Source organism: Moritella sp. 36, from assembly GCF_018219415.1.
Classification (GTDB): Bacteria; Pseudomonadota; Gammaproteobacteria; order Enterobacterales; family Moritellaceae; genus Moritella.
The window spans coordinates 3,484,553-3,511,422 of the sequence record NZ_CP056120.1 but is presented as its reverse complement, the minus strand read 5'-3'; the positions used below and the strand labels follow the sequence as shown (position 1 = coordinate 3,511,422).

The window sequence follows — 26,870 nt, the reverse complement described above, 5'->3', positions numbered from 1 at the left end:
TTTATATGTTCGAAAACGAACTTTATGGGCGTGTTGTTATTTTCTTAAACGAAGTTGGCGCTATGTTTAAGCGCCAAACTTGTCTTTTTTCAGTGAAACCTATGGATTAAGCTGGGTTTTTATCTCGGGTTGTTGTTTTTTTGTTATGGTGTTTTTCGAGCCTTTAAGTTTGGTTAATTGTGCTAATAATACTTGTCCATTCCAATTCGTTATTTCAGCGTTGTTACCGTAAGTAAACGTAAATAGATCTTGGCAAGCTTGCAGGCATTCTTTATTCATCGGCAGTGAGGTTAGCTGTGGGTCCTTGATTTCAGGCCAACGTTGTTTGAACCACTGATGCAATAAGTGACTACTTTGGTTAGCATCATTATTCTTTAGTGCGGTTTGTAATTGCGGCCAAATATTATCTGTTTTAGTTGCAATGGTTATTTCGGGGCTAGGCGCTTTTTGGTTGCGCTTACGTAAGAGTAACCAAGCGACACAGGTTAATATCCACAACCCTGCAAAAATAAAGGTTAACCAACGCCATACTGGTGATGTCGATAGGCTTTGTATATTTTCCTGATTATTACTGTTAGGTGCCACAAGTGGAGCTTGGTCGTTTTGATTCGCTACATTATTCTCACTCGGTAGTATGGTCACTGTTTTAGCGGGTAGCGTCGCCCATTCTTGTTGCTGTGTTTTACTATTAAACCAAGGCACTGATATTTCTGGTAATGTTAGTTCACCAAGTTGATTGGGAATAATGGCAAAACTTAATACCTGTTGCGCGAAGTAACTGTTTTGTTGTGCAAAGCTCGTCAACTGTGGTTTATCCGGGTAGACCTTGACGGTTTGTGGCCAATTAACTGTTAAGACGGGTAGCGCTGACTTATCTACATTCGCAACAGTTAGTGTGACCGTTCGGGTTATTGGTTCACCTTGTTGATAGTTCTCTTGCGATGGTTGTAGCTCTTCGTCGAGTTGAACAAAGTCACTGACTAGCCATTCGCCTTTATAGTCTTTTGGTTGTGCCTGTATATTTACATCTAGAGTGTCAGCCTGGATAATTACTGGCGTTACAGATCCAAACCGGTAGCCACGCTTTGAGGTACTCACTTGTCCTTCAAATCGAGCTGGAGTAATCGTGCTTGCTCCTGCTGTATTGATGGTAATGGCATATTGACGTGTAATTGTTTCAAAGCGTTTGCCATTAATTATTTGACTGGCATTTTCATCTTTACCTATTTGTTTTACTACGCCGTCTGCCACTGTTGGTTCGATGAGGTTGCCAGATTGCATCTTGGTATTTTGGGCAATATATAAGGTTGCGGTATAGATAAACTGCTGACTAACATAAATGTTTTTCTCCGAGATATTTACTTTTAATTCGATATTACGGTTATTGATACCACGGCTATTTGCAGTCGCCGATGAGATGACATTTACTTTAATTGGTTTTGTTGTAGCGCCATCAATCGTAAAGGCTGGAATGGTATAAGCACCAATATTTCGAGCCATTAATACGGTTGTCAGAGTTGTTACATGTGTTGTCTTGCCATTGAAATAACTGCTTTGACTATTGATCGATGTTCTACCCACGACAAAATTAGCCAATAATGCAGAATTATCCCAGTCACTGGCGCTAATACTTTCATTGGCACGGATTTCAAGGATAAAACTGCTCCCTTGTACAATTGGGTTCTGATTGACGGATGCTGTTATTTTTAGTGCTGCATTAGCCTGAAAGCTAAATGTAAATAACAAGCCTGCAAGAATGAGAAAATTTGCCATTAGTGAGAATGTTGAAAAACGGCGATGTGTCTGAATTGCCTTTACCATATTTGCTCCGAACTATTTTGCTGATTTGATTCAGCTTTACGTTGCTGACTTTCTATATACATTTTATTTCTTAATAACAAAGAAGGATCATCGGGAATATTCCGTAGCCATTTTTGTAGGCGCTTTTGTTGTTCTTTTTCTAATGGCGTCTGTTGTGCTGCCGACAGTCCTTGGGCATTACCTTCATCCGAATTCTCGTCGGTTTCATCTTGTCCAACTACACCCGCTTTATCTTGGCTGTCTTGCTGGCTTTGGCTGTCTTGCTGGCTTTGACTGTCTTGCTGGCTTTGACTGTCTTGCTGGCTTTGACTGTCTTGCTGGCTTTGACTGTCTTGCTGGCTTTGACTGTCTTGCTGGCTTTGACTGTCTTGCTGGCTTTGACTGTCTTGTTGGCTTTGACTGTCTTGTTGGCTTTGACTGTCTTGTTGGCTTTGACTGTCTTGCTGGCTTTGACTGTCTTGTTGGCTTTGACTGTCTTGTTGGCTTTGACTGTCTTGTTGGCTTTGACTGTCTTGTTGGCTTTGACTGTCTTGCTGTCTTTGACTGTCTTGCTGGCTTTGACTGTCTTGTTGGCTCTGACTGTCTTGCTGGCTCTGACTGTCTTGCTGGCTCTGACTGTCTTGCTGGCTCTGACTGTCTTGCTGGCTTTGACTGTCTTTGCCTTTATCACCTTGCTGTTGTTTCTGTTGTTGTTTTATTTGCTTAGCAAGTGCTAAGTTACTTTTTGCATCGTTATTTTCAGGATCCAATTTTAGCGCTTGTTCGTAGGCTTTAGTAGCGTCATCAATATTACCGAGCTTCATTAAGGCATTACCTTGATTATAATAGGAATCACTGCTTGGATTATTCGACCACAGATCGATAGCTTGTTGGTATTCTCCCGCTTCATATAATGCGCTGGCCTGCCATTTCTCGTCAGAGAAAGTATCTGCAGCTTGCTGGTATTGCTTATCTTGATACAGCAATGCACCATTTTCGTTGCTGTTGTTCCATATCGAGGTCTCGGCCGCGTAGCTCGATTCAGGCTGTAGCAAGAAAACCAAGAAGAAACTGAAAAATAACTGCTTACGAAAACTGAATGCCGCTAATAAGGCGATTAAAGGCAGTAGCCAAATACCATCATCATTACGCTGTTCTGTCGTTAACTCCGTCTTTTGGTTATTTTGAAAATTGAGCGGATGATTAAATAAGTCCGTTAGCTGTTGGCTTCCGTGGGTTATCACTTGCACTTGCCCTGAATTCGATTGTGCCGTGTCTTTCAATAAACGGGCATTCAGCTGAGGTACGACGATTGTGCCTTGGTTGTTTTTAAGTAACTGACCATTCAGCATTTTAATCGGAGCACCTTGAGCGGTACCGATACCAAGAATCGATAAACTGTAATCCGTGTTTGTTAATAATGCATTGATACTATCTGCTTGCGTTGGACTAATACCGTCGGTCACCAGTAATATTTGTCCTTGCTGATAACCTGCGTTGGTGAGTAACTCGATTGCCTGACGAATACCAGCTTCTGGCTTAGAGCCTTTTACAGGCATAATTTCAGGAGATAAATTTGGTAATAAGTTCAATAAGGTGCTTGTGTCCGTCGTTAATGGTGAGATAACAAATGCATCACCTGCATAAGCAACCAAACCTATTTCCCCTTCTTTAATGCTATTAATAATGTCTGTGCTTTTAAAGCGAAGTTGCGCTAGGCGATTTGGCTTAAGGTCTGTGGCACGCATTGATAGTGACATATCTAATATCATGACTTTGGCTTGAGAAATACTTGCCACAGGACGCTCTGTATAGCTAAAGCTTGGGCCTGATAATGCAATTGTGGCGAGTACCCAAATACTGGCTAATGGTATAAAGAAATGCTTGGATTTTGTTGTTGGTTGATGCTGCGCTAATAAGAACTGTGCGATCTCAGGTGAAAGCATTGTATGCCAGCCTTTAGTTTGGCTGTTTTTACGGAAGTACCAAGCAAGGACTATGAGCGGTAATAACGCCAGTAACCATAATGGGCGTAATAACATAAAATCAGTCATGACTAGCTCCTTGACGTAGATAGCAGGCGAAAATGGACAATAATAATGCGATTGCTAATGGCCAATGAAATAGATCTGTTTGCGGTCTAAATTGTTGTTGTGCTTGTTCTACCGGTTCAAGTTTATCAAGTTCGGCATAGATAGCGGTTAAGCTACTTGCATCGCGCGCTCGAAAGTATTGGCCACCAGTTTGTGCTGCAATTGTCTTTAAGGTGGCTTCATCGAGATCGTGTGAAGGATCTACTTTTCGATTACCGAATAAGGTGCGTTGATAATAGGCATCAGCGCCGACGCCAATCGTATAAATTTTAACACCTTGATCTTGCGCGAATTTAGCGGCTTCAAGGGGTTTTACTTCACCGGCGGTATTCTGACCATCGGTGAGTAATATCAATACTTTTTGGGGGTTATCAGCCGCATCAAAACGTTTTAGCGCTAAGCCAATCCCTTCACCAATCGCAGTTTGTTCACCAACAAGGCCGAGTACGGCTTGCTGCATATAGTCACTCACTGTTTTCAAATCGAAAGTGAGTGGCGCTTGTAAATAGGCATTATCGGCGAAGAAGATAAGACCGACGCGGTCGCCTTTACGTTGTTGAATAAAGTCAGCTACAACTGTTTTCACCAGCGATAAACGATCAACCATGCGGTTATTAATTTGCATATCTTCAATCTGCATAGAGCCTGATAGATCAACGGCAAGCATCATTTCACGACCTTGCTGTGGAATTGACTGTGGTTCACCAATCCACATCGGACGTGCAGAGGCGATCACTAAACATAGCCACATTAAGACTAATGGCCAGATTGCACGGGGATTTTTTGTTGCCGTGCCTGTTGCTGTTTCAATGTAAGGTAAATTAGGTAGCACTAATGGCGTTTGTGCTTGACCCGCGTGGCTAAAAAAGCGAATAAGCAGAGGTAGTGGCAATAATAATAAAAGCCATGGCCAATTAAATTCAAACATTACTGTTTCTCCACTGGCATAAGTGGGGTTCTCTTGATCCAGTCTTGGCAAGTTTTAAAGTGTAAGGATTCGGCGATTGCATTAGGTTTAGCGCTATATAAATCGAGTGTCCATGCGGTGCTATTATTTGAGAACGCAGTGAAGGGTCGCTTGTTTGAGCTCGCTTGTTGGTCGAGAAAACTTAACCATGCTTCACCGTGTAACGAGGCCGTTGTTTCACGTGGGAAACTGGCTAACACAATACGCTTAAGCAGGTGGTGTAAGTCGTTTACCTCACAGCCTTGCTGTTGTAATTTTGTTAGTTCAGCTAGGGCTAACCGGGTTAATTTGGTTTTTTCGATGTAGCGTAATACACCGTAAATAGCCAATCCAATGATCAACAATACAGCGATAATAGCTAGCCACCAATACAGTGACAGTGGCCACGTCGATACTGGCGCTGGTAAATGAATATCTTTTAATTGTGCTAACGGATCCATGCGCTTTATTTACCCTTACCTTTAATTTGACTCAATAATGACTCGCCACTGCTGATCCTATGGTGACGAATTCCGTATCGATTCATTATTTGTCTTAATGCTTGTTGTTTAATGTCTGCATGTTGTTGATATTTTTGACGACTCTTCGCGTTACTCGGGTTAACAAAACCATGTTGTTGGCCATTTGATACAGCGAGTCGGACATTACCTGAGATGCTAGGAAGAGCGAGTTCTAAAGGATCATAAATTTGCCAAGCTTCAACTTCATTATGGCGTTTTAATAATGCTAATTGCTTTTGTGCTTTGTCATCAAGATGAAGAAAATCGCTGATGACCATAATATGGCTACCAGTTTTACACAGTAAGCGTAAGCGAGTGAGAGCGCTGGCAAGAGACTCTTTCGGTTCGGTATTTGTATTATTGACATTAGCCGTAACAACACGCTCGGTTTGAGACATAGTCAGTTGTGAATTATGTAAGCTCACCGTTTCACTGAGTAATTGCATAATACCGCGTTGTTGACGCTGTGGTTTTAGTTCTTTATGACCAAATGCCCCAATAATAATACCGCCTACACGATCACTTTTATGCTTTGTTGCCCACGCCAATAATGCAGTCAGATGACAGGCCTGCACTGACTTTAGTCTATATTGACTGCCAAAATACATACTTGATGACAGGTCAAGTAAGACATAAACAGGTCGTTCTTTTTCTTCACTGAATAACTTGCTGTAGGTTTTACCTGTACGTGCGGTAATACGCCAATCAATACTACGAATATCATCACCGGGTTGGTATTGACGACATTCACTAAATTCCATACCGCGGCCTTTGATTGGCGAAAGGTGACCACCAGCAAGTTGTGCTTTGGCTAAAGTTTTGTTCGCTAACAGGCTATTGGTTTGGTAGCTGTATTGTTGCAGCTCTTTTATCGTAACGTCGATCGCTGACATAGACTAACTCTGTTTACGAAAATGCAATTAATGACAAGATACGGTCAATAACTTGGTTTGCAGTAATGCCGTCCGCTTCCGCTTCAAAGCTCAGTAGTAAGCGATGACGTAGGATAGGGTAGAGGCAGGTTTGGATATCTTCGGGTAATACATGATCACGGCCGTGTAACCAAGCGCGAGCACGTACACAACGGGCAAGAGAGATCGTCGCACGTGGACTTGCACCAAAGTTGATCCAACTGGCGAGTTGAGAATCTAAGGTATCAGGATTTCGTGTGGCCATAATCAAATCGACAAGGTAATGCTCGAGGGCTGGTGCAAGGTGAATATTAAGTACTTCTTCTCGCGCTTGCATGATCGCTTGTTGACTGATTTTTGTAATTGGTGTGGGCGCGTCTTGCTGTGCTTCTTGTGTGGTTAAACGCAAAATTTGTAATTCAGTGTCTTTATCTGGGTAGTCAATTTCTAGATGTAGCATGAAACGGTCGAGCTGTGCTTCGGGTAATGGGTACGTACCTTCTTGCTCAATTGGGTTCTGCGTTGCCATTACCATAAATAGCTTTGGTAATAACATGGTTTTGTTGCCAACTGTTATCTGCTGCTCGGCCATAGCTTCTAGCAGCGCAGACTGTACCTTAGCAGGTGCACGGTTAATCTCGTCCGCAAGCACAATATTGTGGAACAGAGGACCGGGTTGAAAATCAAAGGTGCCGGTTTCGGCGCGATAGATATCAGTCCCTGTTAAATCTGCAGGCAGTAAGTCGGGTGTAAACTGAATACGATGGAAGTTGGCTTCTAAACTATCGGCAAGTGCTTTAACTGCACGAGTCTTGGCCAATCCGGGTGGACCTTCTACTAAGATGTGACCATCTGCTAGAAGCGCGATTAATAAATTGTCGACAAGTTTTGCTTGCCCAAGAATTTGGCTGTTAAGATAGCCTCTTAATTGATTAAAGTTTGATTTTGGCATAATTATCTATCGTATAAAGTTAATATAAACACTACTTTACCGACAATACGTTGACTGTAAAAGTTCAAACTTATTTTATATAAAGATTTTATAAAATGTTTTTACAGAACTTTACTGGTAATGACTATTTTATAGTGCGGATGGTGAGTAATATATCTACAGATGTTTTGTCTTTAGGTTGATATGACTACTATTTAGCATTATTTTTTCACACGATATTTTCTTTTGGATCACATATCTAAGATGAAAGACTCAATTTTCAAACTAATGTTTGAATATTGTGACCAAAAGGTTAATATTGACTTAATTTTATGAGGTCTGACCTCTTTTTACTTAACGGAATGAGGATAAGTGATGGCTAAACCACAAAGCCTAACCACCCGCAACGGCGATCGTATCGCGGTGGTCACTGGATTACGTACCCCGTTTGCTAAACAAGCAACAGCGTTTCATGGGGTTCCAGCATTAGATTTAGGCAAAATGGTTGTTAATGAGATGCTTACTCGTAACGACATTGACCCTAAAATTATTCAGCAAGTTGTATTTGGACAAGTTGTTCAAATGCCTGAAGCGCCAAACATTGCGCGTGAAATCGTATTAGGCACTGGCATGGACATCGGCACCGATGCATACAGTGTATCACGTGCATGTGCGACAAGTTTCCAAGCTATTTCAAATGTTACCGAGTCTATCATGGCTGGTTCGATTGACTGTGGTGTTGCTGGTGGTGCAGATTCATCTTCAGTAGTGCCAATTGGCGTATCTAAAAAGCTTGCTCATCAGTTAATTAACTTAAGCAAAGCAAAAACGACTAGCGATAAATTAAAAATTGCGCGTCAACTAAGCTTGAAAGATTTACTGCCTGTTGCACCTGCGGTTGCTGAGTACAGTACGGGTTTGACTATGGGGCAGACAGCAGAACAAATGGCTAAGTCTTATAACATCTCGCGTCAAGCGCAGGATGAACTTGCTCATCGTTCTCACTCTCTCGCCGCTAAAGCTTGGGAAGAAGGTAAGTTAAAAGATGAAGTCATGACGGCTTATCCTGAGCCGATGAAGTCATTTATTTCTGAAGATAACAACATTCGTAAAAATTCAACAGTTGAAGGTTACGCGAAACTACGTCCTGCATTTGACCGTAAACACGGTACTGTAACTGCGGCAACAAGTACGCCACTAACAGATGGTGCTGCTGCGGTACTATTAATGAGTGAAAGCCGCGCGAAAGAACTTGGTCTAGAAGTACTCGGTTATATTCGCAGTTATGCTTATGCTGCAGTGCCTGCTGATGTTGATGGTCTAATTGGTCCATCATATGCGATACCTGAAGCGTTAGACCGTGCAGGTATTAAATTTGACGACTTAGCGCTATTTGATATGCATGAAGCATTTGCCGCACAGACATTAGCAAACCTAAAATGTTTAGAGTCAGATACGTTTGCACAGGAAAAATTAGGTCGTCCAGAGCGCGTTGCTAATATCGATGAGAGTAAGTTTAACGTACTGGGTGGTTCACTTGCATATGGTCACCCATTTGCAGCGACTGGCGCACGTATGATCACGCAAACATTGCATGAATTGAAACGTCGTGGTGGTGGTCTAGGGTTAACGGCGGCATGTGCTGCTGGTGGTCTAGGTGTAGCAATGATTGTGGAGAGTGCGTAATGAGTCAGCAAGATAAAACATTTTCACTTGAGATCCGTGAAGATAAGATTGGCGTTCTAACAATGGACGTACCCGGCGAAACGATGAACACTTTACGTGCAGAGTTCGCTGATGAAATTTCTGATTTGATGAAAGAGATTAAATCAAATTCAGATCTACAAGGTCTAGTACTGATCAGTGGCAAGAAAGACAGCTTTGTTGCTGGTGCTGACGTGACTATGATTGATGCGTGTGAAACGGCTGCAGATGCAGAGCTGTTATCACTTGAAGGCCACCGTGTTATGGGGGAACTGGAATCATTAAATATTCCTGTTGTTGCAGCTATTCACGGCCCTTGTTTGGGTGGTGGTTTAGAACTTGCTCTTGCTTGTCATATCCGTGTTTGTACAGAAAGTACAAAGACAGTATTAGGTGTACCTGAAGTGATGCTAGGTCTATTACCTGGTAGTGGTGGTACACAACGTCTACCACGTCTAATTGGTGTGGCTAAGTCTCTTGATTTGATGTTAACAGGTAAACAAGTACGTGGTAAACAAGCGCTTAAAATGGGTCTTGTTGACGATGTAGTGCCTGAAACAGTACTTCTTGAAGTGGCTGTTAAGCTAGCGAAAAAAGGTAAGATCCAGCGTAAACTAACACTAGATCTGACTGGTAAGCTATTAGAAACAAACAAAGTTGGTCGTAACATCATGTTCGATCAAGCTAAAAAACAAACGCTTTCTAAAACCCGTGGCAACTATCCTGCACCAGAAGCAATTCTAGAAGTGGTTAAAGTTGGTCAAGAAAAAGGTTTTGAAGCAGGTTTAAAACTTGAAGCAAAACGTTTTGCAGAGCTTGCAATGACATCTGAATCAGCATCACTGCGTGGCATTTTCTTTGCTACAACAGAGATGAAGAAAGAAGATGGTGTTGAAGGTGTTGCACCGAAGAAAGTGAAAAAAGCAATCGTACTTGGTGGCGGCTTAATGGGTGGCGGTATCGCTAACGTTACTGCAACAAAAGCGAAAGTACCTGTACGTATTAAAGATATCGCACCACAAGGTCTGCTTAACGCACAAAAATATACGTATGACATTCTAAACAAGAAAGTTAAACGTCGCTTTATGTCAAAAGCCGACATGCAAAGTCAACTGGCTATGATCACAGGTACAACTGAGTACACAGGTGTGAAGAGCGCTGATATTGTTGTTGAAGCTGTATTTGAAGATCTTAAATTGAAGCACCAAATGGTGGCAGATATTGAAGCTAATTGTAACGAAAATACTATTTTCGCATCAAACACGTCTTCTTTGCCTATTACTCAGATTGCTTCTGAAGCTAAGCGTCCTGAAAACGTAATTGGTCTGCATTACTTCAGCCCTGTGGACAAAATGCCACTTGCAGAGATCATTACGCATGAAGGTACGTCGGATCAAACTATTTCTACAACAGTTGAATTTGCCCGTAAACAAGGCAAAACACCTATCGTAGTTAAAGATGGAGCAGGTTTTTATGTAAACCGTATTCTTGCGCCTTACATGAATGAAGCTGCACGAATCATTTTAGAACAAGAACCTATTGAAGCCGTTGATAAAGCATTAGTTAACTTTGGTTTCCCAGTTGGTCCTGTAACACTTCTTGATGAAGTTGGTATCGATGTTGGTGCTAAGATCGGTCCAATCTTAACGAAAGAGCTAGGTAGCCGTTTTGAAGCGCCTGCTGCGTTCGATAAGCTATTGGCTGATGATCGTAAAGGTCGTAAGAACGAGAAAGGCTTCTATCTATACGGTAAAAAAGCGAAAAAAGGTAAGAAGCAAGTTGATGAATCAATCTACAAGCTATTCAACCTGAAACCTGAAGCTACAATGGATCCGAAAGCACTTGCTGAACGTGCTGTATTGTTAATGCTAAACGAAGCGGCACGTTGTCTTGATGAAGGTATCTTACGTAGTGCGCGTGATGGTGACATCGGTGCAATCTTCGGTATCGGCTTTCCTCCTTTCTTAGGCGGCCCATTCCATTATATGGATTCAATCGGTATTGCTGAACTTGTTGACAAGCTAGAGCGTCATCAAGATAAATACGGTGAGCGTTTTGCACCGTGTGAATCGCTTATAGCAATGGCAAAAGAAGATAAAAAATTCTATAACTAATTGCGTGATGCATTAGCTTATTAAATTTAAAAGCGGCGTTAGATGCAAATCTAACGCCGCTTTTTTGTTTTAAGTACACCCATTTAATACAAGATTAATGACTATCACCAGTTATTGGATTAACAGTCGTATCACCAGTAGCACTGACCGTAATATTAATACCTTTACCACCGGGATTGTAACGAATCGTATTATCTGCCGTGATAGTGCCGTTAGCGCGAAAGATAATGACAGAGGTGAGACCTGTAACTGATAAGTTTGAATCACTGCCAGTATCTATCGTTGTTCTATTAACGATTTCAGCTGTACTCGTTGCTAGGGTAAGAACATTATCTGCAGCTGTCATATACAGAGGACGGTTATGCGCAATTGCGGTGTTTTTAGCATAGCTAAGTGCGCTATTAATTAATGTGGTCGCGTCGTCTATACGGCTTTGTTGTATGGTGTTTTGGTAACTGGGAACGCCAATGCCAATGAGTATGGCAAAGATAGCGATTGTGATCATTAATTCGATGAGTGTGAAACCCAATGATTTTTTCATTCTTACACATCCTTGTTAAAGAAAACAATAGATTAACATGATAACAAGGATCAAAAAAGGGACCACTTTTAGTATATAGTGGTCCCTTTACATTATCTTATTAGAGTCTGTTTATGGCAGGTTAGATTACCAATGCACACCGCGCATGATAGCTGCAAATGCAACTTGCTCGGTACTTGCTTGTGTCGGTTTATCTTTGTCTTCTTCTTTGCCCTTCGCAGCAGCAGAATCATTAAACATACGGTAGCCGGTGTTCATGATGATCTCACTTACTTTAGGGAACAGTGAGTAAAGTACTTCAGACATAATACCGACTTTCGTTGCGATGCGTTTAGGCTTACGAATAATTGCTTGAGCAATTAAATCAGCCGCTTCTGACGGTGCAAGTGTAGGTACATTGTCATATACTTTTGTTGGACCAATCATAGGTGTACGCACTAACGGCATATTAATCGTCGTCATGTTTACGTTACGGTCAGAGAACTCTGATGCGGCACAGCGCGTAAAGGCATCAAGTGCTGCTTTTGATGCAACATAAGCAGAGAAACGCGGCGCATTTGTTAACACACCAATTGAAGATATGTTAATTACATGCCCTTGTTTACGTTCTAACATGCTAGGCGAGAAGCCCATGATTAAACGAATTGAGCCAAAGTAGTTTAACTGCATCGTTCTTTCGTAATCGTGGAAACGGTCAAATGATAAATCAATTGAACGACGGATTGAGCGACCTGCGTTATTGATTAATACATCAACACATTTATGTTCATCAAGCACTGACTTAACTAATTCATCACATGATTCCATGTTTGAAATATCACATGAATAGATGTGTGCTTCGCCACCAAGCTCTTGGATTTGCGCCTGTGTTGCTTCTAGTTTTGTGACATCACGTGCGACAAGGATTAATTTAGCGCCTGTTGGTGCGAGTTTTAATGCCGTTGCTTCACCAATACCAGAGCTTGCACCTGTGATGACAATTGTTTTACCACTCACATTACCTTTCAGGGTCATGTCATTGACTAGGTCATCATTTAGGTTACGCTCCCAATAATCCCATACCGCAGGTGCGTATGCGTCTAAGCGAGGCACTTTGATATTAGAACCTTCTAGAGCACGTGCTGTTTCACGGTCATCGAAGCTTGTTGGGTAGTTAAGGAAGTTCAATACGTCTTTTGGAATGCCAAGGTCATTTAATACCCCTTCAGTAAGCTGTTTTACTGCTGGTAAATGGGTGATTGCTTGACGAACTGAAGCCGGTAAGAAATTAGCGATTCTAGAATCAATTCGGAATGCCGTTTTTGGTGCGTTACCTGCTGTAGCGAAGATATTAAGTACTTCACCCACTTTAAATGGTTTTGGATCTACAAGGTGGAAGCAGTTACTGTGCACTTCTTCCTTGTGACTAATGTAGTCAATTGCATCTGCAACATAGTCGACAGGGACAATGTTCAGACGACGGCCTTCAACACCGATCATTGGCATCCATGTTGGAATTGTCTCACGGATCTTTTTCAATAGTTTGAAGAAATAGTATGGGCCATCTACTTTATCGATTTCACCTGTTTTAGAGTGACCAACAACCATTCCTGGACGATAAATACGGAAAGGAATTGAACATTCATCACGAACTACTTTTTCAGAAACATGTTTGGTGCGAAGATACGGATTCTCCATATTTTCAGCTTCTTCAAACATATCTTCGTAGAAAGTACCATTGAACAAGCCCGCTGCAGCAATAGAACTTACATGATGAAAGCTTTTTGCCTTCATATTTACAGATGCTTCAACAGCGTTGCGTGTACCTACAACATTCGCAGTTTCTTGTGATTCGGCATCGGCCTTCATGTCGTAGATTGCAGCAAGGTGGTAAACATTATCAATTTGGTCTGTGTGCTCTGCTAACCATTGCTCATCAATCCCTAAATTCGCTTTAGTGATATCACCAGTAACCATTTTGATACGACTTTTAACACTTTTATGCACTCGATCCTTTAATGCATTGAACTTGTGCTCTGAGCCTTGGCGAGTTAATACATAAACTAACGCATCTTCTCTTTCTACTAGACGTTCAATTAAGAATCGACCAATAAATCCTGTACCACCGGTAACTAAGTATTTCATTCCATTATCCTCAATTAAACTGTGTTTGCTTTTTGTTAAATAAAAACGACTTTTCGGTTTTATAGCAATGAGTGTGTATCACTTATGTAGTAGTAATATCATCGATTTGAAAATAAATGTCAATGATGTGCCCTTAACGTAACTGGATATTTAACTTTTCTAACAACAACTTGTCAGTATTTTATGACGCATTGTTAGGTTTTCGTGTTGGTAAGTTCTGTTAACTAAATATTAACGTTTAGTGTAAATGCTCTTTTTTTTCAATCGTAATTATGATTCGTTTTTACAACGTAAAAGTTTACTTTCTTAGATGTTATTGACAAGTATTGACGTGTAAAATTAAAAATGATGATTGTTTTGGATGGTATATTCTAAATATTATTGCTAGCTATTATTTGGTGGTGGAGTATTAGCGTAAATTTGAACGTGATTATTTAAAGTCGTTAACTATCAGTGTATTAGGTGGGAGGTGTTGTGGTGTGTTCATTTGTAGGTAGATTGGTTTACTTTGACACTAATACTTTTGTGCTAAATGTTATAAAAGTTAACTGTTTCCGACCTAATTATTAATGATTTTAATGTGACTTAAGTCAAATAAAAATAGTTTTAGGTGACTTGTTTTGGTGAGGGATTTTGACCTTTCAATAGATATTACTAATTAAGTAATATCGTATAGTATGACTTTAGTATTAGAATATTTATTCCATAGTCCATATCTATCTCAAAAGTATTAAATTCTGAATTTAACCTTTTTACAATTTATAATTTTAAAATAGCAACTTTGGTGTTGATAGCGGTATCATCTTGGCGTGATTGATTTAATCATAGTCAATTAATCTTGGGGTTCGGCGATAGAGTATTCAAACTCACCAATTTTCTCACTTTTACTGATCGCGATAATGCGTTGATTTCGGCTACCTCGAAACTTTAATGCCGGATCGATTTGTTGTTGTTCGAATTTACCATCGATAAGGTAATCAATATAATGAACGACGGCCTTTTGTTGTGCAGTTAATTGCTCGATCGTGTAACCAGTCCATAGCCATATATCTTTCCCAACACATTCTCTTTTAACCCTTTTTACAAGTTTCAATATAGTTTCTAAGTTTGCTGGATAGAGGGGATCACCACCGCTTAAGCTTAATCCTCGACGGCGTATTCGTGTATCATTCAAATCATTAATTATCTTGTCTTCTATCTCTTGGTCGAATGGGGAACCATTGCGTGGAGACCAGGTCGATTGGTTATAGCAGCCTTTGCATTGGTGTTCACAACCACTGACAAATAAGGAGACCCTTGTACCTGGGCCATTGATGACATCAAGGTCAAAATATTGAGAGTAGTGCATCTTTACTCCTTAAACGCTAGCCAATAAGCAATTGGCTAGCTAGTTAATTAATCTGAATATGGTTTTATATAAATGTGTTATAAAAATTGAATGATTTATAAATGTTTAACGCGGCGTTTTACTTCTTCCTGTTTACCTTCATTAAAAGGACGTGCATCTGGACTGCCTAAATAACCACATACGCGACGGGTAACAGATACCTTTGCAATATCGTTATTTCCGCATTTAGGGCAGGTGAACCCTCTACTGGTACATTCGAACTCACCGGTATAGTCACACTCGTAACATTCATCAATAGGTGTATTAGTACCGTAATAAGGAACGCGTGAATAGCTGTAATCCCAAACGTTTTCTAATGCCTCAATGTTGTGCTGCATATTTGGATATTCACCGTAGCAGATAAAACCACCGCTACTAATAGTAGGATAGGGCATCTCAAAATCAATTTTGTCATATGGATTCGCTTGCTTCTCAACATCTAGGTGGAAGCTGTTGGTGTAATACCCCTTATCTGTCACATCCGTGATATCACCAAAGGTGATTTTGTCTAATTTAGCAAAACGACTACACAGATTTTCACTCGGTGTTGCATATAAACTAAATGCGTAACCCGTTTCAGTAGTCCACAGCTCTGTAATAGATTTTATATGGGTAAGCATCGCAATGGCTTTTTGTTGCAATGTTTTACTATTAAAAGGGTGTGTTTTATTGCCAAATAGTGCATTGATTGCTTCGTGTAAACCTATGTAGCCTAGAGAAATAGATGCACGACCATGTTTGAAAATTTCTAATACGTCATCATCTTCTTGCAGACGAACACCGCAAGCACCTTCCATATACAAGATTGGCGCAACACGCGCTTTGACACCTTTAAGGCGAGAGATGCGAGTTTCCAGCGCGCGTTTACACAGGATTAAGCGTTCATCGAGTAATTGATAGAATCGCGATTCATCACCGTTTGCTTGAATAGCGATACGCGGTAAATTAAGGCTGACGACACCTAAGTTATTACGGCCTTCATGTACTAATTCACCTTGCTCTTCATAGTTTCCTAAGAAACTACGGCAACCCATGGGTGTTTTAAATGACCCCGTAACTTTTACTACTTGGTCGTAATTTAAAATATCTGGATACATACGTTTACTTGCACACTCAAGCGCAAGCTGCTTAATATCGTAGTTTGCATCGGCAGATTTATGGTTTAAACCATCTTTGATCGCAAAGACCAGTTTTGGAAAAACAGCGGTTTTATGATTCTTACCTAAACCCGCAATACGGTTTTTAAGGATTGACTGTTGGATCAAGCGAGCTTCCCAACTTGTACCTAAACCAAAACCAAAAGTCACAAAAGGTGTTTGCCCGTTAGCTGTATGTAAGGTATTTACTTCGTATTCTAACGACTGGAATGCATCGTAACATTCTTTTTCAGTGCGTGAACGAGCAAACTCTTCTTTATTAGGGATCGCCCACTCTTCAGCTAAAATTGTGTTTTTGTTAAAACTTGCGGTGACATATGGCGCTAAAATCTCATCAATACGGTTGATTGTGGTACCACCATAAATATGACTAGCCACTTGTGCAATAATCTGTGCGGTGACTGCCGTTGCCGTAGTAATGGATTTAGGTGTTTCAATCTCAGCGTTACCCATTTTAAAACCATGCGTTAACATGCCATCAAGGTCGATCAGCATACAGTTAAACATTGGGAAAAAAGGGGCGTAATCAAGATCATGATAATGAATATCGCCAGACTCATGCGCATGGACAATATCGCGTGGTAAGATATGCTGCTTGGCATAATGTTTCGCGACAATTCCCGCCAGTAAATCGCGCTGAGTAGGGATCACTTTGCTATCTTTATTGGCATTTTCATTAAGCAGTGATTCGTTACTTTGTTCAATAAGCCCTTTGATCTCATTGGTCAGAATGCTTTGCGTTTCACGGGCAATATCGCGCTGATGACGATACTCGATATAAGCGCGGGCAATGAGTTTGTTGCTTTCTTGCATCAACACATCTTCAACGGTGTTTTGAATCGTATGGATTTCGATTGCATGTTCACTGGATACATCTTGTTGGATCAGTATTTGATGAACCTTATTCGCCATTTCTGCCGCATAATGACGACTTTCTTGTTGCACTGATTTAGCCGCTGCGAAAATGGCGTTTTGTATGCATTGAATGTTAAACGGCACACGACAACCATCTCGTTTAATGACAAATAGATCCACAAAATACTCCTTAAATAAACAATGACATTATACACCCACACTATATGTGGGTTAATTTTAAACATTAGACACAATATGTAGTGCATTAGGCTTTAAGTTTACTTTTTTTGTATTGATTTAGATCAAAAATTATTAAGGCTTCACTTGGATTTATCAGGACTGTATTGTCGATCAATAAACAAACTGGTTTTACTTGTAAGTTGCTTTTTAAGCGATATTTAAACGTAAAGTGAGCAGTGATATAGTGACGAGATAAAAAGCTTTACAAGTCCGGGAGCTTATTCTAATATCTGCTCCATTGCTGCGGAGGGGTGGCAGAGTGGCCGAATGCACTGGTCTTGAAAACCAGCAGGGGTTAATAGCTCCTCGAGAGTTCAAATCTCTCCTCCTCCGCCATCCATTCAAGAGAACGCTAATCGATTACTCGTTAAAAGTAGTCGGTTAGCGTTTTTTTATATCCCATTTTCGACATTCTTTTCACTAATCCTCTGCAAACTTCATTACTATAGCCGCACACTTACTCATCTTTTTGGGATCTAAGCTTATGAATCCATGTATCTATAACCGAATTCGTTCTTTTTTTATTGCCGTCTCTGTTGTTACCAGTTTATTTTTTTCGACGACCATTTTTGCTGAAAATACCGCTAGTGTTACTGAAAGTAAAGAGACCCAAGCGCCGACATTTGTATTACCTGGTATCGATAATACCCAAGTGAACCTTGAAGACTACCGCGGAAAGGTAGTATTAGTTGATTTTTGGGCATCCTGGTGTACGCCCTGTATTCGTTCATTTCCGTGGATGGATGAAATGGTTGAAAAGTACGGTGAAAAAGGCTTTGTAGTGATTGCGATTAATATGGATCAAGAATCTATTTTAGCGACCAAATTTTTGCAACGTTATCCAAACAAATTAACTATCGCATTTGATCCGCAAGGTGTTGTCGCTGAACAGTATGAAATAATGGGATTGCCTAATTCGTTTATACTTAATAAGAAGGGCGAAATTGTGTATAAGCATATCGGCTTTAGATTGGCGGAGCTAGATAAATACGAAGCTGAGATCTTGTCGCTATTACCTTAGACCTAGCTGTTACTGGAGTTAATTAGTTGTGGAGATGCCTTATGAGACGGATTTTATTATTGGCTAGTGTATTGAGTTTAACTGCTTGCTCCTCACTCGGCGTTACACCTTGGGAACGAGACTTGTTAGCGAAACCAGAAATGCAGCTTGCAGATAACCCGATGGAAATAGGGTTTGACGACCACACTTATTTTAGTAAAGAAGGCTCTAGCGGTGGCGGTAATTTTGCTGGTGGGGGCTGTGGATGCAACTAAAAGGAAAAACCTTCACCAATATTTCGATAACGTTAGCAGCTGCCAGCTGTGCACTTGCTGCGCCTGTGACAGCTCAGCCGTCAGAATTAGGCAGTTGGGATGTTGATGCAGGTCTGTTGATTTATGCTGAGAGTGATCATCAAGTGCAAGCCTATGAGGGAGCACTTTCCCTCACTAAGCAAATTGATGACGAGCGCAGTATTAATCTTAAAGGCATTATTGATGTACTTACTGGTGCTTCACCTAATGGCGCGGTTGCACAAAATAAAGCGCAAACATTTACCCGTCCGTCAGGTAATGGCAGTTATATTACGGCTGCAAGTGATACTCCGCTGGATGATACTTTTCATGATACGCGGGTTGCACTGAGTACCCAATACCAACAACAGTTAAGTCGCCTTTGGTTGTATTCTGGCGGAGCATATCTGTCTAAAGAATATGATTACCTTGCCTTGTCGATCAATAGTGCGCTGGCGCGTGATTTTAATAAGCGTAATACCACTGCATCTCTCGGCTTTGCTTATGCCTACGATACTATTGACCCTGAAGGTAGCATCCCAAACCCTGGTGTTTCGGTTGATGATCCTAACAACCGTTTAACGGACTCTGATACCAAGCAAACCCTTGATTTGCTCTTTGGTTTAACGCAAGTGATTGACCGTCAAACATTGATGCAATTAAACTATTCGATTAGTGATGTGAATGGTTATCAAACTGACCCCTTTAAAATCTTGTCGGTGGTTGATAGTAATGGGTGGGCGAATAATTATGTTTATGAAAATCGCCCCGATCAGCGCACTAAGCAGAGTTTATTTTGGCGTACTAAATACAATATACAGCCATCTGGCCAAGTGCTTGATGTTAGTTATCGTTATTTTTGGGATGACTGGGGAATAGCCTCACATACGATTGACAGTAAATGGCGAGTTCAACTTTCAAACCAACATTTTATTGAACCGCATCTCCGTTATTATTGCCAGCAAGCAGCTAATTTTTATCGTGTCTATCTTGATAAAGGTCAGCCAATACCGGAATATATGACTGCCGATTATCGTTTGGGTGAGTTACAAACTTATACTATCGGGCTTAAATATGGTTTCCCGATCGCGGGTAATGAATTCAGTGTACGGCTTGAATACTACCTTACTCAGGTATCGGGTGATGATGGGTTAGCGAAAGGAGATGGTATGGCGGGATTAGATATTTATCCAGATAAAAGCGCCATCATGATACAGAGCTTCTATCGTTTTTAATACCGTTTTTAATGTTTATATGAGCAGGTATAAAGTTTGAAAAAAGACGATCTATTAAACAAAGACAACCTTTTACAGCAAGGCGATACTTCAAAAAAAGCCTTTACCTTAAAACGAAAATCAGGCTATTGGCTCGGTGAGTTTACCGTCATGGCCAGTCCTTGTCAGATCTTATTAGATAACCTAGATGAAGCTAAAGCGTATAGCCTTACTGCGCAAGCATATGCAGAAGCAAAACGCATTGAACTAAAATACAGTCGTTTTCGTGATGATAATATTATTGCCCGCCTTAATAGCTCTGCTGATGAAACCATCTCGGTAGATGAAGAAACGACACGGCTTATTAATTTAGCTGATTTATGTTTTCAACTCAGTGATGGTTTATTTGATATCAGCTCTGGTGTATTAGGTAAACTCTGGCATTTTAAGCAACAAACTCAACTTCCCAGTGACGCAGGTATTAAAGCGCTGTTACCGAATATTGGTTGGCAAAAAGCAAACTGGAATGAACCGTTATTACATTTACCCAAAGACATGAAAATTGACTTGGGTGGTATTGGTAAAGAATACGCGGTCGATAAAGTCGCTCGGCTATTGCAGCAACAAACCGATAACGCATTTTTGGTTAACTTTGGTGGTGATATTTATGTCAATAAATCACGCTGTAATGGTGACGCTTGGCAAGTCGCGATAGAAAATCCACAGCATCTTGGCGAAAGTAAGCTTATGGTTAGCTTAGTCCAAGGAGGCCTTGCAAGTAGTGGTAATAGTCAGCGCTATATTGAAGTCGATGGTCAACGTTATAGTCATATCCTGAACCCCAAGACTGGCTACCCTATTACTGGTGGTCCTGCTCAAGTGACTGTCTATGCCCAAAACTGTGTGCAAGCGGGGATGCTGGCAACCATTGCGTTATTACAAGGTGAGTTTGCTGAAGACTTCTTGAAAGCGCAAGATTGCCGATATTGGCTGTCTAACTAACGACACTGGTTTTGTGGTGTTCCTGCAATAAAGGCATTTATATTGGCAATAAGCTGGTTGGATAATGTCTGAATAGCAGAATCCGATCCCCAAGCGACATGCGGCGTTAATATAAGATTAGGCAGATGTGCATTAGCGATTAGGGGATTATTATCATCAGCAGGCTCTTGGGTAAATACATCAACACCTGCGCCAGCAATTTGTTGGCTATATAATGCCTCCACTAACGCCACCTCATCAACCAGACCACCACGTCCGGCGTTAATCAAAATGCTCGTACTCTTCATTAGCTTAAATTCGTCACTGCCGATGATATTGTGCGTTTGTTCTGCAAGTGGGCAATGCAGTGTCAGTACATCCGCTTGTTGTAAGACAAGTTCAAATGGGCTGTAGCCTTTACGACACTCATTCGCACCTTTACGCTCAGCAAAAAGTACCGTCATGCCGACTGCTTTGGCCAACGCTGCAACAGCATTACCGAGGCTGCCTTTACCAATAATACCAATCGTAGCGCCCGCAATATCAGAAATGGGGTGGCTAAAAAAGCAGAACTGCTTTTGCTGCTGCCAAACACCGGCTTGAATATCTTGATGGTAACCGACAAGATTTCGTTTTAGTGCAAACATCATGGCTAATACATGTTCAGGTACGGAGTTGGTGGCATAACCTTGGATGTTACTGACGGTGATGTTGTGCTGACGACAATAATCTAAGTCAATGTTGTTGGTGCCAGTCGCCGCTACGGCAATCATTTTTAATTGTGGGCACTGACTTAATACCTGCATATTTAAAATGACTTTATTAGTAATGACAATGCTTGCATTTTGCAGCCGTTCAATCACTTGCTCCGATGTTGTTGTCGCATACTCATGCCATTGGCAATCAACATCAGGTTTAGGGATCGTAATGTGTTCTGGGATCGTAGAGCGGTCGAGAAAGACAATAGTATCCATGTAAACAAGTCCAATTTGATAGTTAAGATTAATAGTTAAGATTAATGGTTAAGATTGATAGTTAAGGTTGAAAGTTAAGGTTGAAAGTAGATTGAAATATCGCTTGCGCTAATTTTCGCAGGCTGATACTTTTAATACATGAAATTAAAACCTATTTTTACACATATCACAACATCTTGGTGGCACTCTCTTTTATAAGAGCGGTGTTGAATACTTTTGTTCACAGATCGCCGGATGGCAACTGATGAATAAAGTATGTATGTCTCCGGTAATCTATTTTGGAGATATACAATGGAAAATAACCTATCACTAGACTTAGACCAAACACCTAATTCAAGTCAAAATAACGCGACTAGAGAAAAGATCCTCACGGGTGATCGTGCAACGGGTTCTTTGCATCTCGGGCACTTTGTCGGTTCATTGCAGCAGCGTGTAAAGTTACAGTATCAATATGAGCAAACTATTTTAGTTGCTGACATGCAGGGGCTCACTGATAATGGTCATAATCCACAAAAAGTCTCGTCGAATATTTTAAATGTTGTCGCGGACTATCTTGCTGTCGGTATCGATCCATTAACAACCACTATTTGTTTACAGTCCGCCATTCCAGCCTTGGCTGAACTCACAATGTATTACTCAAACTTAGTGTCTATTGCTCGTTTGGAGCGTAATCCGACGGTTAAAAATGAGATCAACAGTAAATCATTTGGCCGCTCTATTCCTGCTGGTTTCTTAACATACCCGATAAGTCAGGCCGCTGACATCACTGCATTTAAAGCCACATTAATACCAGTGGGGGAAGATCAATTACCAATGATCGAACAGACCAATGAAATCGTAAGAAAGCTAAATAACATTGCCCAACAAGAGATTTTGGTTGAGTGTAAGCCATTGTTAAGTAAAGTTTCACGTTTGCCTAGTGTCGATGGTAAAAGTAAAATGTCTAAATCCATGGGTAACACCATTATGCTAAGTTCGAGTGAAAAGGAGATCTCCAAAGCGGTTAAAGCCATGTATACCGATCCGAATCATTTACGCGTGATCGATCCGGGACAAGTTGAAGGGAATGTGGTATTTACTTATTTGGATGCATTCCATCAAGATCAGGTGTATGTTGCTAATTTAAAAGAACAATATATAGCTGGTGGATTAGGTGATGGCACCGTGAAGAAGATTCTGGAAGAATGCTTACAGGATTTATTAAAACCAATCCGACAGCGTAGAGCTGAGTTTGTCGCTGATCGTTCGCAGCTTATTTCTATTTTGAAAGCAGGAACAGAACGTTCTCAAGATGAATCTAATGATGTATTACAGCAGGTGAAAAGTGCATTTGGCTTAAACCTATTTTAAAAGGATTGTTAAAATGAATAATATTTTTGATTCGATACCCGCAGACCTCAGCAGTGAAGTATTTGAAGATTTGGTCACGAGTGACAAGGTTAAAATTGAGCGAATTATCTCAAAAGGGCACTCGTCACCTGATGTCGGTTGGTATGACCAAGAGCAGAGTGAATGGGTGATCGTTATTGTAGGTCGTGCCATTATCGGCTTTGATGACAAGCCCTCTGTTACGCTGAAGGCGGGTGATTATCTGAATATTCCAGCGCATCAAAAACATAAAGTTGCGTGGACGGACCCTGATGTGGAAACTGTTTGGTTGGCTGTATTTTATTGATGGACGATAGCGCATGCAAATAATTATAATGACAGATATTTTTGGCCTGACAACGGATATCGATTTACTTGCTGTGTCACTCTCAACCGAGTTGACAAGGGTAACGGTAATTGATCCTTACGATGGGCATAAGCAAACATTCATTAATGAGCAAGCAGCTTATGATGCATTCATGACTCTATGCGGTCATGAACAGTATATTTCAGCTGTAGCATCAGCGATTGCACTATCAGAAGATGAGGTGGTATTACTAGGTTTTAGTGCTGGCGCATCTGCCGCTTGGAAAGCCATCGACCGACACTCAAATCCATTAATCAAACATTGCATTGGTTTCTATCCGAGTCAGATCAGAAACCATCTGGATGTAATCCCTTGCTGCCCTGTGACATTAGTATTTCCTTGTGAAGAGAAGCACTTTGAGGTTGATAATATACTCTCAGCCCTAGCATCTCTAAAACAAGTCCACTGTATTAAAACCAGTTTTTATCATGGTTTTATGAATTCATTATCAGAGAATTATTCATTAAGCGCGGCTACATTTTTTACTGACAAAATACGTAATAAAATTAAATTGGATAACATAGGTATACTAAATTAAGTTGTTGATGTTAAGGTACTTATTACTTTGTTGTTAGTTAATTATAAAGGATAGTCGAAATGGAAATTCGTATAGATGATTTAAAAGGTAAAGAAGTAGCCCTTTTATTACAAGCGCATCATGAAGACATGCTGGAGCATACCCCTGCTGAAAGTGTACACGCGTTAGATTTAACTGGGTTAAAAGCGCCAGAAGTGACTTTTTGGAGTGCGTGGATTGATGGTGATCTTGCTGGCTGTGGTGCGATAAAAGTAATCGCAGCGGGTCATGCTGAGATCAAATCAATGCGTACAGATCGCTCTTATCTTCGACAAGGGGTTGCTCGGAAATTATTAACCCATATTTTGGCTACAGCAAAAAATCAAGGTATTACTACTGTTAGCTTAGAAACGGGTACACCTGATTCGTTTATACCTGCTCAAAAATTATATCGAGATTTTGGCTTTAATGAATGTGCCCCTTTTGCTGATTATCGTGAAGATCCGTACAGCTTATATATGACTAAAGAACTCGGTTGATGATTTAGCAGCCTTGAGCATATCCCGGTATGCCCAAGTTACGGTCAAGGCGCTAAGTTTCAATCTAAATAGCGCTTTCACTAAGTACCATAACGCCTTCAAGCAAGTTATACATAATTGCACTTGATACAGCCATAAACAGCAGCCCGGTAAACAAGTTGATTGCTGGCGCTGCCTTTTGTACACGTTGCTGGATCATCGGTTTTGATAAAATCAATGCGATAAGGATAAACCAAATCAAGGATAATCCTAACATGATGACTGTTGCTGATAGCTTAGTGAGAAAGCTAACATCAGGGGTGATCATGGCTGAGAATAAAATAATAAAAAACACCATCGCTTTGGGGTTTAACAGGTTAGTCCAAAGCCCTTGCATGAAGCCTTGTTTTGGCGTTAATTGATTTAATTTAAATGGGCTATTATCCACTGATACTTTTGCTTTCCAATGTTGCAGCGATCCTTTTACCGCACTAAATCCCATCCATGCTAAATAACCTGCGCCAACCATTTGCACAATGGTATACAGAGTTTGTGAGCTTTTAATAATCAGACTAACCCCAGTTAAACTTAAGATTGTATGAATTAAAATAGCCATTGAAATACCAACCGCAGAGGCAATGGCAGTACTTCTTGATTCTTGACTTGCAAGCCTGACAACTAAAGCAAAATCAGGACCTGGGCTAGCTAAGGCGACAGCGTGAATAATAGCGAGTGATAACAACAATTCGATGTTCATTGATAAATCCTTAAACGTAAATTATGTCGCTATTTTGCTAGTTGAAGAGCGAGGATTATAGGAAAAAATTGCAGAGCCGGTACCTGTCTTGCTTAATCAACATAATAATCGCTTGTTAATACATCTAAATTAGTTATGTCTATTTGTGATGATGATCAAGTTAATCAATCAATATTGTATTAAATGATAATGAATCTCATTATCATTGGTGTCTATTAGGGAAAATAATGGATATCAGTAATGACTAATACGACAAGATGTAAATTAGACAAAGAGGAATTGGAAACCAACACAAGTATTTGTGAGGGATGTAATAATGACAGTGCAAATGAACCCTCTCGTGAAGACCGTCGACAATTAATGCTTCAATATTCTTTTATTATTTTTGGCTTATTATCTATACCTCTCATGTTAATTAATGATTGGCTAGGCTGGATTGATATTAAGAGAGAATGGTCAACATACTTTTTTGGTTATATTGTGCTGTCTTCATCGGTCATATTTATCTCATTGATCACCTTCTTATGTTGGAATAAATTTGTGAACACTGAAAAATGTGAGGGCGGTACTCGTGCAGTCAAATAACTAAAGTACACGACGTTGAAAGTGGGATGGGGTAATAAGGTAAGCATTCTTGAACGCTTTATTAAAATGGCTTTGATCGAAAAAACCAACCTGATAAGCAACATCAGACAAGTTACCGCCTTTCATTAACGCCTTTTTCGCATACTCTAATCGTACTCTTTTTAAATATGCATGCGGTGTTATTCCCATCGACTGTTTAAACTGACGTAGAAATTGAAATTTACTTAAATCAAGTTGCTGTGCTAACTCATCTAACTGAAATGACTGTCCGGGTTCATCGTGGAATAGCGTTTTAATATAATCTAGCTGTTGCCTTGATAGCTGCTTGATTGATACGTGCTGCTGTGTCGGGATCCCACCATTGTGAATAAACAATTCTGTGATGAACGCCATCATAGTTGTTTCTATCTGTAGCTGAACAGAAGCATCTTGCTCTGTGGTTAAGAGCTTATGTAAGTGTAAGAAGGCATGCGATAGCGTCGGATTGTTGATCAGTGGTGCATTAAAAAAGGTTTCAGCCTGATTCATTTCTCGGCTAATTTCGTTAACATAATTAACTGGTAATGCCATGACATGTGATTGATAACCACCAAGCGTAATGTTCTCGCCATTGTGTGCTTCGTCTGGGTTTAGCGTAGATAGAAAACCAGGTGCAAGGTGATATTCTTTACCCTTATGCAGATATTGTTGGCAACCACTCGTTACGATACCAATGTGATAATCAAGATGAATGTGCGGTTCGAAAGAAAAGTTTTCAACATTCGCTGAGCTTAGTTCTATATTGGGTAATACAGGGTTATGCCAGTATTCAATTTTTTCTTGTCCCATCGTGTTTACCTATATTACCAAGCTACATCACCTTAATCTGCATATTAACAGTGCGGTGTTGGCGGTGATAGTAAATAATTGCATAAATATTATTTTTGTATAGACCAAGATTTATCTATGTTTAAACGTTGAATATCACAGATA

At 40.5% G+C, this 26,870-nt stretch carries 24 protein-coding genes and 1 tRNA gene; 12 read left to right on the top strand and 13 right to left on the bottom strand.

What is annotated here, in order from left to right:
• Nucleotides 1-99 precede the first annotated feature (99 nt).
• The 6 genes from HWV03_RS15485 to HWV03_RS15460 are packed head-to-tail and all read right to left on the bottom strand — an operon-like array spanning nucleotide 100 to nucleotide 7,223.
• On the bottom strand, nucleotides 100-1,821 hold the full coding sequence (locus tag HWV03_RS15485; protein WP_211676720.1) for a BatD family protein: 1,722 nt from the start codon (nucleotides 1,819-1,821) through the stop codon (nucleotides 100-102).
• On the bottom strand, nucleotides 1,815-3,854 hold the full coding sequence (locus HWV03_RS15480) for a vWA domain-containing protein (protein ID WP_211676719.1): 2,040 nt from the start codon (nucleotides 3,852-3,854) through the stop codon (nucleotides 1,815-1,817). The genes HWV03_RS15485 and HWV03_RS15480 overlap by 7 nt, the downstream gene beginning before the upstream one ends.
• Nucleotides 3,847-4,821, bottom strand: coding sequence for a vWA domain-containing protein (locus HWV03_RS15475; RefSeq protein WP_211676718.1), 975 nt, complete (start codon nucleotides 4,819-4,821; stop codon nucleotides 3,847-3,849). The genes HWV03_RS15480 and HWV03_RS15475 overlap by 8 nt, the downstream gene beginning before the upstream one ends.
• Nucleotides 4,821-5,300 carry a DUF4381 domain-containing protein gene (locus HWV03_RS15470; protein WP_211676717.1) on the bottom strand — a complete coding sequence of 160 codons (480 nt, stop codon included), beginning with the start codon at nucleotides 5,298-5,300 and terminating at the stop codon, nucleotides 4,821-4,823. The genes HWV03_RS15475 and HWV03_RS15470 overlap by 1 nt, the downstream gene beginning before the upstream one ends.
• A 5-nt stretch (nucleotides 5,301-5,305) precedes the next feature.
• Nucleotides 5,306-6,253 (bottom strand): DUF58 domain-containing protein, encoded by a 948-nt coding sequence (locus HWV03_RS15465; protein ID WP_211676716.1) that lies wholly within the window; start codon nucleotides 6,251-6,253, stop codon nucleotides 5,306-5,308.
• A gap of 13 nt (nucleotides 6,254-6,266) precedes the next feature.
• Complete coding sequence (locus HWV03_RS15460) at nucleotides 6,267-7,223, bottom strand: AAA family ATPase (protein WP_211676715.1); 957 nt, start codon at nucleotides 7,221-7,223, stop codon at nucleotides 6,267-6,269.
• A 354-nt stretch (nucleotides 7,224-7,577) separates the two neighbouring features.
• On the opposite strand from HWV03_RS15460, the gene fadI reads away from it, so the two are divergent.
• Both fadI and fadJ read left to right on the top strand, forming a co-directional pair.
• On the top strand, nucleotides 7,578-8,888 hold the full coding sequence (gene fadI / locus HWV03_RS15455; protein WP_211676714.1) for an acetyl-CoA C-acyltransferase FadI: 1,311 nt from the start codon (nucleotides 7,578-7,580) through the stop codon (nucleotides 8,886-8,888).
• Nucleotides 8,888-11,020 (top strand): fatty acid oxidation complex subunit alpha FadJ, encoded by a 2,133-nt coding sequence (gene fadJ / locus HWV03_RS15450; protein ID WP_211676713.1) that lies wholly within the window; start codon nucleotides 8,888-8,890, stop codon nucleotides 11,018-11,020. Before fadI ends, fadJ begins: the two co-directional genes overlap by 1 nt.
• A gap of 94 nt (nucleotides 11,021-11,114) precedes the next feature.
• Here the strand turns inward: fadJ and HWV03_RS15445 are convergent, their stop codons facing one another.
• The 4 genes from HWV03_RS15445 to nrdD form a co-directional block, all read right to left on the bottom strand.
• The gene (locus HWV03_RS15445; RefSeq protein ID WP_211676712.1) at nucleotides 11,115-11,561 is read right to left on the bottom strand and encodes a GspH/FimT family pseudopilin; all 447 of its coding nucleotides are present in this window, start codon (nucleotides 11,559-11,561) and stop codon (nucleotides 11,115-11,117) included.
• A 126-nt stretch (nucleotides 11,562-11,687) separates the two neighbouring features.
• The gene (locus tag HWV03_RS15440) at nucleotides 11,688-13,685 is read right to left on the bottom strand and encodes an SDR family oxidoreductase (protein ID WP_211676711.1); all 1,998 of its coding nucleotides are present in this window, start codon (nucleotides 13,683-13,685) and stop codon (nucleotides 11,688-11,690) included.
• Between the two features lie 832 nt (nucleotides 13,686-14,517).
• Nucleotides 14,518-15,033 (bottom strand): anaerobic ribonucleoside-triphosphate reductase-activating protein, encoded by a 516-nt coding sequence (nrdG, locus tag HWV03_RS15435; protein ID WP_211676710.1) that lies wholly within the window; start codon nucleotides 15,031-15,033, stop codon nucleotides 14,518-14,520.
• 95 nt (nucleotides 15,034-15,128) lie between these two features.
• A complete protein-coding gene (nrdD, locus tag HWV03_RS15430; protein WP_211676709.1) occupies nucleotides 15,129-17,264 on the bottom strand; it encodes an anaerobic ribonucleoside-triphosphate reductase in 2,136 nt (711 codons plus the stop codon).
• Nucleotides 17,265-17,569: 305 nt separating this feature from the next.
• Here nrdD and HWV03_RS15425 point away from each other — a divergent pair.
• From HWV03_RS15425 to HWV03_RS15405, 5 genes are all read left to right on the top strand, one after another.
• Nucleotides 17,570-17,660: transfer RNA gene (locus HWV03_RS15425), tRNA-Ser, on the top strand.
• A gap of 148 nt (nucleotides 17,661-17,808) precedes the next feature.
• Nucleotides 17,809-18,345, top strand: a complete 537-nt coding sequence (locus HWV03_RS15420) for a TlpA family protein disulfide reductase (protein ID WP_211676708.1) — start codon at nucleotides 17,809-17,811, stop codon at nucleotides 18,343-18,345.
• 41 nt (nucleotides 18,346-18,386) lie between these two features.
• A complete protein-coding gene (locus HWV03_RS15415) occupies nucleotides 18,387-18,599 on the top strand; it encodes a DUF4266 domain-containing protein (protein ID WP_067044798.1) in 213 nt (70 codons plus the stop codon).
• Nucleotides 18,590-19,852 (top strand): DUF3570 domain-containing protein, encoded by a 1,263-nt coding sequence (locus HWV03_RS15410; protein ID WP_211676707.1) that lies wholly within the window; start codon nucleotides 18,590-18,592, stop codon nucleotides 19,850-19,852. The genes HWV03_RS15415 and HWV03_RS15410 overlap by 10 nt, the downstream gene beginning before the upstream one ends.
• Nucleotides 19,853-19,888: 36 nt before the next feature.
• A complete protein-coding gene (locus HWV03_RS15405; RefSeq protein WP_211676706.1) occupies nucleotides 19,889-20,833 on the top strand; it encodes an FAD:protein FMN transferase in 945 nt (314 codons plus the stop codon).
• Here the strand turns inward: HWV03_RS15405 and HWV03_RS15400 are convergent.
• On the bottom strand, nucleotides 20,830-21,786 hold the full coding sequence (locus HWV03_RS15400; protein ID WP_211676705.1) for a D-2-hydroxyacid dehydrogenase: 957 nt from the start codon (nucleotides 21,784-21,786) through the stop codon (nucleotides 20,830-20,832). The genes HWV03_RS15405 and HWV03_RS15400 overlap by 4 nt on opposite strands.
• 291 nt (nucleotides 21,787-22,077) lie before the next feature.
• On the opposite strand from HWV03_RS15400, the gene trpS reads away from it, so the two are divergent.
• The 4 genes from trpS to HWV03_RS15380 are packed head-to-tail and all read left to right on the top strand — an operon-like array spanning nucleotide 22,078 to nucleotide 24,577.
• A complete protein-coding gene (gene trpS, locus HWV03_RS15395) occupies nucleotides 22,078-23,136 on the top strand; it encodes a tryptophan--tRNA ligase (RefSeq protein ID WP_211676704.1) in 1,059 nt (352 codons plus the stop codon).
• Nucleotides 23,137-23,149: 13 nt separating this feature from the next.
• Nucleotides 23,150-23,461 (top strand): cupin domain-containing protein, encoded by a 312-nt coding sequence (locus HWV03_RS15390; protein WP_211676703.1) that lies wholly within the window; start codon nucleotides 23,150-23,152, stop codon nucleotides 23,459-23,461.
• 13 nt (nucleotides 23,462-23,474) lie between these two features.
• Nucleotides 23,475-24,059: a dienelactone hydrolase family protein gene (locus HWV03_RS15385; protein WP_211676702.1), complete on the top strand. Its 585-nt coding sequence runs from the start codon at nucleotides 23,475-23,477 to the stop codon at nucleotides 24,057-24,059.
• Nucleotides 24,060-24,118: 59 nt separating this feature from the next.
• The gene (locus HWV03_RS15380; RefSeq protein ID WP_211676701.1) at nucleotides 24,119-24,577 is read left to right on the top strand and encodes a GNAT family N-acetyltransferase; all 459 of its coding nucleotides are present in this window, start codon (nucleotides 24,119-24,121) and stop codon (nucleotides 24,575-24,577) included.
• Between the two features lie 64 nt (nucleotides 24,578-24,641).
• Here the strand turns inward: HWV03_RS15380 and HWV03_RS15375 are convergent, their stop codons facing one another.
• Nucleotides 24,642-25,313: a LysE family translocator gene (locus tag HWV03_RS15375; RefSeq protein ID WP_211676700.1), complete on the bottom strand. Its 672-nt coding sequence runs from the start codon at nucleotides 25,311-25,313 to the stop codon at nucleotides 24,642-24,644.
• A 240-nt stretch (nucleotides 25,314-25,553) separates the two neighbouring features.
• Between HWV03_RS15375 and HWV03_RS15370 the strand changes: the two genes are divergently transcribed.
• Complete coding sequence (locus tag HWV03_RS15370) at nucleotides 25,554-25,898, top strand: hypothetical protein (protein WP_211676699.1); 345 nt, start codon at nucleotides 25,554-25,556, stop codon at nucleotides 25,896-25,898.
• On the opposite strand, the gene HWV03_RS15365 is transcribed toward HWV03_RS15370, so the two are convergent.
• On the bottom strand, nucleotides 25,899-26,726 hold the full coding sequence (locus tag HWV03_RS15365) for an AraC family transcriptional regulator (RefSeq protein WP_211676698.1): 828 nt from the start codon (nucleotides 26,724-26,726) through the stop codon (nucleotides 25,899-25,901).
• Nucleotides 26,727-26,870: the final 144 nt, after the last annotated feature.